At 61.9% G+C, this 12,127-nt stretch carries 10 protein-coding genes; 5 read left to right on the forward strand and 5 right to left on the reverse strand.

Going from position 1 to position 12,127, the window contains the following annotated elements; translation table 11 throughout:
• Positions 1–115: 115 nt before the first annotated feature.
• Positions 116–1,174, reverse strand: coding sequence for a tetratricopeptide repeat protein (locus PspCFBP13528_RS22525; protein WP_101220647.1), 1,059 nt, complete (start codon positions 1,172–1,174; stop codon positions 116–118).
• Between the two features lie 204 nt (positions 1,175–1,378).
• Between PspCFBP13528_RS22525 and PspCFBP13528_RS22530 the strand changes: the two genes are divergently transcribed.
• From PspCFBP13528_RS22530 to PspCFBP13528_RS22550, 5 genes are read left to right on the forward strand one after another with little or no spacing between them, the layout of a single operon-like run.
• Positions 1,379–3,028 carry an AMP-binding protein gene (locus PspCFBP13528_RS22530; RefSeq protein ID WP_137201546.1) on the forward strand — a complete coding sequence of 550 codons (1,650 nt, stop codon included), beginning with the start codon at positions 1,379–1,381 and terminating at the stop codon, positions 3,026–3,028.
• Between the two features lie 21 nt (positions 3,029–3,049).
• Positions 3,050–3,817 carry an SDR family NAD(P)-dependent oxidoreductase gene (locus tag PspCFBP13528_RS22535; protein WP_137201547.1) on the forward strand — a complete coding sequence of 256 codons (768 nt, stop codon included), beginning with the start codon at positions 3,050–3,052 and terminating at the stop codon, positions 3,815–3,817.
• A gap of 12 nt (positions 3,818–3,829) precedes the next feature.
• On the forward strand, positions 3,830–5,014 hold the full coding sequence (locus PspCFBP13528_RS22540) for an acetyl-CoA C-acyltransferase (RefSeq protein ID WP_137201548.1): 1,185 nt from the start codon (positions 3,830–3,832) through the stop codon (positions 5,012–5,014).
• Between the two features lie 9 nt (positions 5,015–5,023).
• A complete protein-coding gene (locus tag PspCFBP13528_RS22545) occupies positions 5,024–6,151 on the forward strand; it encodes an acyl-CoA dehydrogenase (protein WP_137201549.1) in 1,128 nt (375 codons plus the stop codon).
• Between the two features lie 11 nt (positions 6,152–6,162).
• Complete coding sequence (locus PspCFBP13528_RS22550; RefSeq protein WP_101220644.1) at positions 6,163–6,936, forward strand: enoyl-CoA hydratase; 774 nt, start codon at positions 6,163–6,165, stop codon at positions 6,934–6,936.
• 332 nt (positions 6,937–7,268) lie between these two features.
• Here the strand turns inward: PspCFBP13528_RS22550 and PspCFBP13528_RS22555 are convergent, their stop codons facing one another.
• From PspCFBP13528_RS22555 to PspCFBP13528_RS22570, 4 genes are all read right to left on the reverse strand, one after another.
• Positions 7,269–8,420: an acyl-CoA dehydrogenase family protein gene (locus PspCFBP13528_RS22555; RefSeq protein WP_137201550.1), complete on the reverse strand. Its 1,152-nt coding sequence runs from the start codon at positions 8,418–8,420 to the stop codon at positions 7,269–7,271.
• A 3-nt stretch (positions 8,421–8,423) separates the two neighbouring features.
• Entirely contained in the window at positions 8,424–9,527 is a 1,104-nt protein-coding gene (locus tag PspCFBP13528_RS22560; RefSeq protein ID WP_101220642.1) for an enoyl-CoA hydratase/isomerase family protein, read from the reverse strand.
• Between the two features lie 117 nt (positions 9,528–9,644).
• A complete protein-coding gene (locus PspCFBP13528_RS22565; RefSeq protein WP_178084454.1) occupies positions 9,645–10,523 on the reverse strand; it encodes an alpha/beta hydrolase in 879 nt (292 codons plus the stop codon).
• Entirely contained in the window at positions 10,508–12,127 is a 1,620-nt protein-coding gene (locus PspCFBP13528_RS22570; RefSeq protein WP_137201551.1) for a cytochrome P450, read from the reverse strand. Before PspCFBP13528_RS22570 ends, PspCFBP13528_RS22565 begins: the two co-directional genes overlap by 16 nt.

Below are 12,127 nucleotides of genomic sequence, written 5' to 3' on the forward strand. Positions count from 1 at the left end.
TCAGGGCACGCCGTTGGGCGTGCCATATTCACTTGACCTTAGCGGCTTGTGGCGGTTCAACGTTTTGAATCATTTGTAAGAAACCTGACGACTTTTACAAGTTTTCAGCGCGTGGTCACAGCCCCTGCTGCAACGCCGGGTCATCCGGATTCTGCTGCTCCAGCTGTGCAAGCAGTATTTGCACGTTCTGCAACTGGCCGCTTTCTTTCCAATAATTGACCAGCAGCACCCGCGCCTTTCGATTCGCCGGGTGGCGCTGGACGATGTCTTCCAACTGCCGCTGGGCCGCCTCAAGCTCCTCCTGGTCGTGCAATGTGGTGGCGAGGTCGTAGCGGTAATCCTGATTGTCCGGCTCCAGCTCTACCGCTTTGGACAGGCCGAGCAGGGCATAGGGGCGTTCGCCATGGTGCAGCAGCCACATGCCCAAGGCATGTTGCAGATAGGCCGATTCCGGGTGCGCCGCCAATTGCTGCGCCAGCAGCTGGCGCGATTCGTCGGTCTTGCCCTGTTTATCCAGCAGCTCGATCTGCGCCACCACCGCTTGCAGGTTGTCCGGTTGCAAGCGCATGGCCTGCTGCAGCGCATGTTGCGCGTCCGGCAGCAGGGCGCTGTGGATATACAGGCGCGCCAATTGAATCCAGCCTTCGGCTGTTTCGGGTCGGGCCTTGAGGGTTTTGGCGAATTCGTCGAGCACTTGCTGCAGCGGGCCGAAATACAGGCCCAGGGTATCCGGCGACAGGCCGAGCAGGGCGTTGGCGGCGGCAAAGCGCACTGCCTGTTCGGGATCCTCCAGCGCCGGGCCGAGTAACAACGTGCGCTGGCCGGTCGGCACCAGGCCGACAATGCTGTGGATCGCCGCTTCACGCACCACTGGCGAGTCATCAGCCAGGTCTTTATCCGCCAGTTTCAGTGCCTGGGGGCTGGGGTAGTTGGGCAGCTCGGCATGCAGCGCAGCGCGCCGCTCAGGTGACAGGTCCGGCCGCCCCAGCTGTTGATACAACACCCGCGCCGCGCCCGGCTCACCGTTGCGCGCCTGCTTCAAGGCCTTGGAATAACCGTGGGCAATCGCCGGGGGCACGGCCACGGGCGTTGCGCGGGAGAAAAACCAGGTGATCAACACAATCGACAACAGGGCGCACAGGCCGATGATGGAGTAACGGCGTGACTTTGACATGCAGGCGTCCGAAGGCAGGGTACGGGTACAAAGTCTCAAGCTTCGGCCAGTGCAGGGCGAGTGTCAAACCGGATTGGCCAAACCAGTCAGCCATGTTGGCGGCTTTGACCATTGCTGGTGCCAGCGCTGCGGAGCGACTATTTGCAGACGATTGACCTGGTTGAAAAGTGTCCTTAAAACAAAAACACACAAGGAACTGAAGCGATGCGTGATTACCTGGCCGCCACCACCCAATTCGATTATCAGCACACCGTCGACATGACCCTGGCCGGCAACCTGCAGGCGCTCAATGCTTGTGTGGAGTGCTGTGACCGTCACGCGCTGCCTGGGCGCATTGCGCTGTTCTGGGAGGGCAAGGACGGGCGCAGCGCCACGGTCACCTTTACCGACTTGCAGGACCAGGCCGCACGCTTTGCCAATTTCCTGCTGGGGCAGGGCATCAAGCGCGGTGACAAGGTCGCCGGCTTATTGCCGCGCACGGCTGAACTGCTGGTGGTGGTGTTTGCCACCTGGCGTATCGGCGCGGTCTATCAACCTTTGTTCACGGCATTCGGGCCCAAGGCCATCGAGCATCGCCTGAACAGTTCCGGCGCCGCCCTGGTGGTTACCGATGCGGTGAATCGGCCCAAGCTCGCGGACGTGGAGGGCTGCCCGACCATCGTGACGGTCACCGGGGCCAAAGGCGAAGGCCTGGTGCGCGGCGATTTCAGCTTCTGGGCCGAACTGCCCCATTACTCCAATGCCTGCGAGCCCGTGCTGCTGGGGGCGGACGAGCCCTTTTTGCTGATGTTCACCTCGGGCACCACCGGGCCGTCCAAAGCCCTGTCGGTGCCGCTCAAGGCGATTGTCGCATTCCAGGCCTATACCCGCGACGCGGTCGACCTGCGCCCCGAAGACGCATTCTGGAACGTGGCCGATCCGGGCTGGGCCTACGGCATCTATTTCGGCGTGACCGGGCCACTGTCCATGGGGCATCCGATTACCTTCTACGACGGCCCGTTCACCCTGGAAAGCACCTGCCGGGTCATCAACAAATACGGCATCACCAACCTGACCGGCTCGCCCACCGCGTACCGACTGTTGATTGCCGGCGGCGAGCAGTTTGCCCGTTCGATCAAGGGCCGGTTGCGCATCGTCAGCAGCGCCGGCGAGCCCTTGAACCCCGAGGTGATTCGCTGGTTCGCCGACAACCTCGGCGTGACCATTCACGACCACTACGGGCAAACCGAGCTGGGCATGGTGCTGTGCAACCACCATGGCCTGGCGCACCCGGTACATGTCGGCTCGGCGGGGTTCGCCTCGCCGGGGCATCGCATCGTGGTACTGGATGACAGCCACCAGGAATTGACTGCCGGTCAGCCCGGCATTCTTGCCATCGACCGCGAGCAATCGCCGATGTGCTGGTTCGCCGGCTATGAGGGCGTGAAAACCAAAGCCTTCGTCGGCAAGTACTACCTCAGTGGCGATACCGTGGAGCTCAACCCGGACGGCAGCATCAGTTTTGTCGGGCGCAGCGATGACGTGATTACCACGTCCGGCTACCGCGTGGGGCCGTTCGACGTGGAAAGCGCGCTGGTCGAACACCCGGCTGTGATCGAAGCTGCCGTGGTCGGCAAACCTTGCCCCGAACGCACCGAGCTGGTGAAAGCCTTCGTGGTGATCAACGAGCAATACCGCGCCACCCCGGAACTTGCCGAAGAGTTACGCCTGCATGTGCGCAAGCGCCTGGCGGCCCATGCGTATCCGCGGGAAATCGAATTCGTCAGCGACTTGCCCAAGACTCCCAGCGGCAAGCTGCAACGCTTTATTTTGCGTAACCAGGAAATCGCCAAGGCCCAGGCGGCCGTGGCGTGATTCTTTCAAAAGGAAACTGTGATGCACATTGAAAACAAGGTATTCCTGGTCAGCGGCGGCGCTTCGGGCCTCGGTGCCGCCACCGCTGACATGCTCATTGCAGCGGGTGCCAAGGTCATGCTGGTGGACCTCAACGCCGATGCCGTTGCCGCCAAGGCCCGCCAGCTTGGCGACAACGCCCGCAGCAGCGTGGCGGACATCAGCCAGGAAGCGGCTGCCGAAGCCGCAGTACAAGCGACTGTTGCCGCCTTTGGTGGTTTGCACGGGCTGATCAACTGCGCCGGTGTGGTGCGTGGCGAGAAGATTCTCGGCAAGGACGGCCCGCACGCCCTGGCCAGTTTCGCCCAGGTGATCAACGTCAACCTGATCGGCAGCTTCAACCTGTTGCGCCTGGCCGCTGCGGCGATCGCTGAGACCGACGCGGATGCCGATGGCGAACGCGGTGTGATCATCAATACCGCCTCGGTGGCGGCGTTCGACGGGCAGATCGGCCAGGCTGCGTATGCCGCCTCCAAGGGCGCGATAGCCAGCCTCACCTTGCCGGCCGCGCGCGAACTGGCACGTTTCGGTATTCGGGTGATGACCATCGCCCCCGGCATCTTCGAAACCCCGATGATGGCCGGCATGACCCCGCAAGTACGCGACGCCCTGGCCGCCGGCGTGCCGTTCCCGCCACGCCTGGGCAAACCCGCCGAATATGCGGCGCTGGTGCGGCATATCATTGAAAACAGCATGCTCAATGGCGAGGTGATCCGTCTTGACGGCGCCTTGCGCATGGCAGCCAAGTAAGGAGGCATCTTCATGAACGACCCTATCGTTATCGTCAGCGCCGTGCGCACGCCCATGGGCGGGTTCCAGGGCGACCTCAAGGGCCTGACCGCACCGCAACTGGGCGCCGCCGCGATTCGTGCGGCGGTCGAGCGCGCCGGTATCGCCAACGACGCCGTCGATGAGGTGTTGTTTGGCTGTGTGCTGCCCGCGGGCCTCGGCCAGGCGCCGGCACGCCAGGCGGCGTTAGGCGCCGGGCTGGACAAATCCACCCGTTGCACCACGCTCAACAAGATGTGCGGTTCGGGCATGCAAGCGACGATTCTGGCTCACGATGCCTTGCGCGCCGGCAGCGTCAACGTGGTGATCGCCGGCGGCATGGAGAGCATGTCCAACGCGCCGTACCTGCTTGACCGCGCCCGCAGCGGCTATCGCATGGGGCACGGCAAGGTCCTCGACCACATGTTCCTCGATGGCCTGGAAGACGCCTATGACAAGGGCCGCCTGATGGGCACCTTTGCCGAAGACTGCGCCGAGCACAACGGTTTTACCCGGCAAGCCCAGGACGCCTTTGCGATTGCCTCCCTCACGCGTGCGCAGGAAGCCATTACCCACGGCAGTTTTGCCGCTGAAATCGTCCCGGTACAGGTCACCGTCGGCAAAGAGCAGAAAACCGTGTTGCATGACGAACAGCCGCCCAAGGCCAAGCTGGACAAGATCGCCAGCCTGAAACCGGCTTTCCGCGAAGGCGGCACTGTGACCGCGGCCAACTCCAGCTCGATTTCCGATGGCGCGGCGGCGCTGTTGCTGATGCGCGAATCCGAGGCCAGCAAGCGCGGCCTCAAACCCCTGGCGGTGATTCATGGGCATGCGGCGTTTGCCGATGAGCCGGGGCTGTTTCCGGTAGCGCCTGTAGGGGCGATCCGTAAGTTGCTGGGCAAAACCGGCTGGAGCCTGGAGGATGTCGACCTCTTCGAGATCAACGAAGCGTTCGCGGTGGTCAGCCTGGTCACCATGAGCAAACTGGAGATTCCCCACGACAAGGTCAACGTGCACGGCGGCGCCTGTGCCCTGGGCCATCCGATCGGCGCTTCGGGCGCGCGCATCCTGGTGACCCTGCTCTCGGCCCTGCGCCAGAAAGGCCTCAAGCGCGGCGTCGCGGCGATCTGCATCGGCGGTGGTGAAGCCACGGCCATGGCCGTTGAATGCCTGTATTAAGGACTGACCATGCTGCCTAATGACGAACAACTGCAAATCAGCGACGCGGCCAGGCAATTTGCCCAGGAGCGCTTGAAACCGTTCGCCGCCGAATGGGACCGCGATCATCGCTTTCCCAAGGAGGCCATCGGTGAGATGGCCGAGCTGGGCTTTTTCGGCATGTTGGTGCCGGAACAATGGGGGGGCTGCGACACCGGTTACCTGGCCTACGCCATGGCCCTGGAAGAAATCGCCGCCGGCGATGGCGCCTGCTCGACCATCATGAGCGTGCACAACTCGGTGGGTTGCGTGCCGATCCTCAAGTTCGGCAATGACCAGCAGAGAGAACAGTTCCTCAAGCCCCTGGCCAGCGGGGCGATGCTTGGCGCCTTTGCGCTGACCGAACCCCACGCCGGCTCCGACGCCAGCAGTCTTAAAACCCGCGCACGCCTCGATGGCGATCATTACGTGCTCAACGGCTGCAAACAATTCATCACCTCGGGGCAAAGCGCCGGCGTGGTGATCGTGTTTGCGGTCACCGACCCGGCGGCGGGCAAGCGCGGCATCAGTGCGTTTATCGTGCCCACCGACGCGCCGGGCTATACGGTGGCGCGGGTCGAGGACAAGCTGGGGCAACACGCCTCGGATACTTGCCAGATCCTGTTTGAAGACGTGAAAGTACCGCTCGCCAACCGACTGGGCGAGGAGGGCGAGGGCTACAGGATCGCCCTGGCCAACCTTGAAGGCGGGCGCGTGGGCATTGCCGCGCAATCGGTGGGCATGGCCCGTGCGGCCTTCGAAGCGGCGCGTGATTACGCCCGTGAGCGTGAAAGCTTCGGCAAGGCCCTGATCGAACACCAGGCCGTCGCCTTTCGCCTGGCGGACATGGCCACGCAAATTGCCGTTGCCCGGCAGATGGTGCACTACGCGGCAGCCCTGCGCGACAGCGGCAAGCCGGCCCTGGTCGAGGCGTCCATGGCCAAGCTGTTCGCGTCCGAAATGGCCGAGAAAGTCTGCTCGGCCGCCTTGCAAACCCTGGGCGGTTACGGTTACCTGAACGACTTCCCGTTGGAGCGGATCTACCGCGACGTGCGGGTCTGCCAGATTTACGAAGGCACCAGCGATATCCAGCGCATGGTCATCTCACGCAATCTTTAAGGAGCCGATACATGAGTTACGAAACCATTTTGCTCGAAGTCCAGGGCCGCGTCGGGCTGATTACGCTCAATCGCCCGCAGGCGCTGAACGCCTTGAACGCGCAACTGGTCAGCGAGCTGAACCAGGCGCTGGATGGCCTGGAAGCCGACCCGCAGATCGGTTGCATCGTGCTGACCGGCTCGAAGAAAGCCTTCGCCGCCGGTGCCGACATCAAGGAAATGGCCGAGCTGACCTACCCGCAGATCTACCTGGATGACTTGTTCAGCGACAGCGATCGCGTGGCCAACCGCCGCAAGCCGATCATTGCCGCAGTGAACGGCTTTGCCCTCGGTGGCGGCTGCGAACTGGCCCTGATGTGCGACTTTATCCTGGCCGGTGACGGCGCCAGGTTCGGCCAGCCGGAGATCAACCTCGGCGTACTGCCTGGCATGGGCGGCACCCAGCGTCTTACGCGTGCGGTGGGCAAGGCCAAGGCCATGGAAATGTGCCTGACCGGGCGTTTCATCGACGCGGTGGAAGCAGAACGCTGCGGCATCGTTGCGCGCATCGTGCCCGCCGACGAGTTGCTGGACGAAGCCTTGAAAGTCGCCACCCTGATCGCCGGTAAATCCGTGCCGATCAGCATGATGGTCAAGGAAAGCGTAAACCGCGCGTTTGAAGTGAGCCTGTCCGAAGGCGTACGTTTCGAGCGCCGAGTATTCCATGCAGCGTTCGCGACCCAGGACCAGAAGGAGGGCATGGCAGCGTTCGTGGCCAAGCGCACGCCGACGTTCCAGGACAAATAACCCCGGCACTCATCACACAGCAGATCCAAATGTGGGAGGGGGCTTGCCCCCGATGACAGGGTGACAGTCAACCAAGCTATCGACTGACCCGCCGCCATCGGGGGCAAGCCCCCTCCCACAGTTTTTCATTGTGTCAGTTAGAGCGGGTAGTTCTGCATGATCCGCCAGGCACTGAAGTCCAAGGACAAGTAACCCAGGCACTCATCACACAGCAGATCCAAATGTGGGAGGGGGCTTGCCCCCGATGACAGTGTGACAGTCAACCAAGCTATCGACTGACCCGCCGCCATCGGGGGCAAGCCCCCTCCCACAGTTTTACCCCGGTGTGTCAGTTAGATTTGGTAGTGCTTCAGTTCCCTGGCAATCACCATCCGCTGAATCTCGCTGGTGCCTTCGTAAATCTGCGTGATCCGCGCATCCCGGTAGTAGCGCTCCACCGGATAGTCTTCCAGGTACCCATACCCGCCATGAATCTGCATCGCCTTGGAGCAGACCTTTTCGGCCATTTCCGAGGCGAACAGCTTGGCCTGGGACGCCTCAGACAGGCACGGCTTGCCGGCGCTGCGCAAGCGCGCGGCATGCAGGATCAGCAGACGTGCCGCATTCAGTTGGGTTTGCATATCGGCCAGCAGGTTGGCCACGCTCTGGTGTTCGATGATCGCTTTGTCGAACTGCACCCGATCCCGGGCATAGGCCAGCGCCGCTTCAAAGGCGGCACGCGCGATGCCCAAGGCCTGGGCGGCGATGCCAATACGCCCTCCCTCCAGGTTGGACAGGGCAATGGCCAGGCCTTTGCCGCGCTCGCCGAGGAGGTTGGCTTCGGGCACCGCGCATTGGTTGAAGGTGACGGCGCAGGTGTCCGACGCCCGAATGCCCATCTTGTGTTCAGTACGGTCGACCACAAATCCCGGGGTGTCAGTGGGCACCAGGAACGCCGAAATGCCTTTCTTGCCCAGATCGGGATCGGTCACGGCAAACACAATGGCCAGTTGGGCGCGCTTGCCGTTGCTGACGAACTGCTTGGCACCGTTGATCACCCACTGGCCGTCGCGCAGTTCCGCGCGGGTGCGCAGGTTGTGGGCTTCGGAGCCGGCCTGGGGCTCGGTCAGGCAGAAGCAGCCGATGGCCTGACCGCTGGCGAGAGCGGCCAGCCAGGTGTGCTTCTGTGCCTCTGTGCCGTAGTTGAGGACCGGGCCGCAACCCACTGAATTATGGATACTCATCAAGGCGCCAGTGGCACCGTCACCCGCGGAGATTTCCTCCACGGCCAGGGCATAGGCGACGTAATCCACGTACGTCCCACCCCATTCCTCCGGGACCACCATACCGAGCAGGCCCAACTCGCCCATCTTGGCCACCAGCGCGTCGTCGATCCAGCCGGCCTTTTCCCAGGCCTGGGCATGGGGCGCGATTTCACCACGGGCAAAATCACGTGCCATGTCGCGAATCATCACTTGTTCTTCTGTGTATTCAAGATCTTGCATGGCTTATTTCTCAATCTGCGCGAAGTCGCGAAAGAAGCTTGCGACATGGCTGGCGTCCAGCTCATGCACCGTTGGCGGATTCCACTGCGGTTTTTTGTCCTTGTCGATGATCAGGGCGCGGACCCCTTCGATCAGGTCGCCACGGGCGAACCACTGGCGGTCCAGGTGCAGCTCCAGGGCAAAGCACTGTTCCAGCGGCAGGTGGCGCCCACGGCGCAACATCTGCAGGGTGACAGCCATGGCCAGGGGTGAGCGGGTTTGCATCAGGTCAGCGGTAGCCAGGCCCCAGTCGTGGCTGTCGGCGACGGTGACTTGCTGCAGTTGCTCGACAATGCTTGGCACATCCGGCAGGGCGAAGAAATGGTCGATCGCCGGGCGCAGGGCTGCCAGCGGCGGATCAGGCAATTGCTGCACGGCCAGTTGGGCGAGCACGCCTTGCAGGTCCTTGAGGGGCGAATCGTGCCATTGCAGGCTATCGAGCTTTTGCGCAAGCTCGGTCAGTCTGGCGCTGTCCAGGTACCAATCCGCCAGGCCGCAGTACAGGGCATCCGCCGCACGGATCTGCACGCCGGTGACGCCAAGGTAGATCCCCAGTTCCCCGGGGATGCGCGGCAGGAAGTAGCTGCCACCCACATCCGGAAAATACCCGATGGCCACTTCCGGCATTGCCAGGCGGCTGCGTTCGGTCACCACGCGCAGGTCGGCGCCCTGCACCAGGCCCATGCCGCCGCCGAGTACAAAGCCGTCCATCAATGCCAGGACGGGTTTGGGGTACTGGTGGAGGGCCAGGTCGAGTGCGTATTCCTCAACGAAGAAGTCTTCATGCAGGGTGTCGCCACCCTTGAAGCTGTCGTACAGGGAACGGATATCGCCGCCGGCGCAGAAGGCCTTGTCGCCGGAGCCGCGCAGCACAACGGCGTAGACCAGCGGGTCAGCGGCCCAGGCCTGTAGCCGCGTTGTCATCCGCCGCACCATGTCCAGGGTGATGGCATTCAAACCGGCGGGGCGGTTGAGGGTGAGGTAACCGATATGGTTACGCACCTCACTCAGTACTTGCTGCTGCTGACTATCGGTGTGGCTTGCTTCGGGGGACACCTGAGCAGTCATCACTAACTCCCTGCTTTTATTGTTCTTTATCAAAATGTTCGGGGGCGAACCATCGCCTGATCGTACCAGCGCAAATTTGCCGCGTACAACCCGGAATCATGCAGGTCGTTGTTGCATTTATGCACGGTCGGTGATTGGGCGAGAGCCGGCGGTAAAATAGTCTGCAAGGGCCTGAGCACACTGGAGTATGGCCTTGCGCGCAGCGAGATGTTCACCAGGGTAGTTGATAAAACCGTGTCCCATGCCGGGATATTCCGTGTGCCGCACCTGCACCCCGGCGTTTTTCAACTGTCGTGCATAAGCCCGGCCCTCATCACGCAGTAAATCGCAGCCGGCGGTGACGATCAGCGCGTCGGGCAACCCCTGTAATGAAGCCTGGTGCGCGGGCGACAGCCAAGGATGGGCCAGGGACTGCCCTTCGCTCACGTACTGAGCGAGATACCAGTTGAGCATTTGAGCGGTCAGGCCAGGCCCGCTGGCGAACTCGACCCGTGAACGGTTGCGCGCCAGGCAATCGAGGACGGGGTAAAGCAGCATTTGAAAACCTATCGCAGGGCCGCGGCGTTCATGGACGATCTGGCAGATAACCGCTGCCAGGCCGCCGCCGGAACCGCCACCGGCGACGGCGATCCGGTGGCTGTCCAAGCCCAAGGCAGCGCCTTGAGTGGCAACCCATTCGGTGACGGCGTAGCAATCTTCCACGGCTGCAGGAAAGCGATGCTCCGGTGGCCGCGCGTAATCTACGGCCACCACCGCGCACCGGGCCCATTCGCACATGATCCGACAGAAGCTGTCATGGGTATCAAGATCGCCGGCAACCCAACCTCCGCCATGAAAATACAGCAGCGCCGGGGCCGGTATGGGTGTTGACTGCCGGTATATGCGTATAGGTACCGAGCGTTGCGGCCCCTCGACCGTGTGGTCCTGCACACACATCACCACAGCATCACGGACCGCGGCGCGTACGCCCTCGGGCGTCATCACTGGCCGGTCCATGCTTGCGCCTCTATTTCGATGAGGTAGTCGGGTGCGATCAATTGATTGACGCCCAATAACATCGTGGTCGGCGGACAATCACTAAAAAATTCCTGATGAGCCTTGGCGATTTGCGGCCACCAGGCCACGTCGGTGGTGTACATGCGTGTGGCGACCACTAGGGTTCTGTCGACCCCCAGTTGCTCGAGCGCGGCTTCGATGATTTCCAGGCATCGGCGCGTCTGGCGGTACACATCACCAGGCGCATAGGGATTACCTCGCTCATCGAACGCCACTGTGCCACTGGTGACGACCAGGTTTCCCGCACGTAGCGCTCGACAATAGCCACCATTTTTCTCCCACGGTGCTGCGGAAAAACACCGCGTAATGCTGCCGCTCGCCGGTTCCAGCGCTACATGGATATGACTTAACCCACGAAATTGCAAACTGTTGGTGCGCCAAGCTGGCGGTTGGCTGCGTATCAATCGCACGTTTGGAAAACGCTGCAATAGACGGCTGAAAACGACCTTTGCTTCGAGCTTGAACAGCAGTGTGCCCATACAAAAATGCGGGCCACGGCCAAACGCCAGGTGATCACGCTTTTGGCGATGGATATCGAAGCGGTCCGGGTCGCTGAAATGGCGAGGGTCACGGTTGGCCGCCGCTCGAATCAGGTAGACCAGGTCACCTTTGTGCATCGTCTGGCCATGCAGGGTGACATCCTCAGTCAACACGCGGTGGCTCAGCTGACCCGCCGGACAGATGCGCAGCGCTTCCTCAATGGCATTGGGTATCAGGCCAGGGTGGGTTTTGAGTTCTGCCAACGCTTCTGGGTTGGAGAGCAGGTAGAACATGATGATGCCCAACTGATCCGCGCTGGTCGTAGTCGCCGCGACCACTACAAAAGCCAGTTGAGCCAGCACATCGTCTTTGCTCATCAGGGCTTTGTCGCCTGCGGCAATCACCTGGCTAACCAGATCGTTGCCCGCAAGCGCAGACATGCGGCGCTCATCTACAAGCAGGGAGAACTGCTCATACATTTGCTCCATCGCTTGCAAGGCTTCCCGTGGCCCAAATGCCGGATCGGTGCTACCCACCATGAACACGATGATTGCATCTGTCCAACGCCTGATCTTCAGCGCGTCTTGCGCGGCGATCCCGAAAATGTGAGCCAGGATCAGCGCCGGAATCTTATCGAACAATTCAGTCATCAATTCCGGTTGGGGGCTCAGTTGTGCCAGCAGGTCATCCACGATGCGTTCGATATCGCCCGCCAGTGCGTCAATGGCGCGTGGCGTGAACGCCTTACCCAGCACCTTGCGGCCAGCCTCGTGCACCTTCCCGTCCTGGGAATACATCCAGCGAGAAGCCTTCTCGATGAAAGGCTCTAAGGCAGCTTGCTCGTGGACGGGCACTTGAGCGTTTACAAGTGCGCGCATTCGATTGGATGAATAACGTCGGGTATCGCCCTGAGCACTGGCGACGTCGTCAAACCGGGTCATCAGCCAGGCGTTGTAATGTTGCGACCAGTAGAGCGGATGATGATGGCGTAGATAAGCAAACGCGTCGTAGGGATCACTAATGGTTCGAGGGTCGGAAAAGTCCGGTATTGACTGAAGAGCCAT

The sequence above is a fragment of the Pseudomonas sp. CFBP13528 genome (assembly GCF_005233615.1).
Taxonomy (GTDB): Bacteria; Pseudomonadota; Gammaproteobacteria; order Pseudomonadales; family Pseudomonadaceae; genus Aquipseudomonas; species Aquipseudomonas fluorescens_AM.

Bases quoted from the DNA above. Each gene is read 5' to 3' on its own strand.
- PspCFBP13528_RS22525 (WP_101220647.1), bottom strand. From the start codon at position 1,174: ATGTCAAAGTCACGCCGTTACTCCATCATCGGCCTGTGCGCCCTGTTG.
- PspCFBP13528_RS22530 (WP_137201546.1), top strand. From the start codon at position 1,379: ATGCGTGATTACCTGGCCGCCACCACCCAATTCGATTATCAGCACACC.
- PspCFBP13528_RS22535 (WP_137201547.1), top strand. From the start codon at position 3,050: ATGCACATTGAAAACAAGGTATTCCTGGTCAGCGGCGGCGCTTCGGGC.
- PspCFBP13528_RS22540 (WP_137201548.1), top strand. From the start codon at position 3,830: ATGAACGACCCTATCGTTATCGTCAGCGCCGTGCGCACGCCCATGGGC.
- PspCFBP13528_RS22545 (WP_137201549.1), top strand. From the start codon at position 5,024: ATGCTGCCTAATGACGAACAACTGCAAATCAGCGACGCGGCCAGGCAA.
- PspCFBP13528_RS22550 (WP_101220644.1), top strand. From the start codon at position 6,163: ATGAGTTACGAAACCATTTTGCTCGAAGTCCAGGGCCGCGTCGGGCTG.
- PspCFBP13528_RS22555 (WP_137201550.1), bottom strand. From the start codon at position 8,420: ATGCAAGATCTTGAATACACAGAAGAACAAGTGATGATTCGCGACATG.
- PspCFBP13528_RS22560 (WP_101220642.1), bottom strand. From the start codon at position 9,527: ATGACTGCTCAGGTGTCCCCCGAAGCAAGCCACACCGATAGTCAGCAG.
- PspCFBP13528_RS22565 (WP_178084454.1), bottom strand. From the start codon at position 10,523: ATGGACCGGCCAGTGATGACGCCCGAGGGCGTACGCGCCGCGGTCCGT.
- PspCFBP13528_RS22570 (WP_137201551.1), bottom strand. From the start codon at position 12,127: ATGGCTCTTCAGTCAATACCGGACTTTTCCGACCCTCGAACCATTAGT.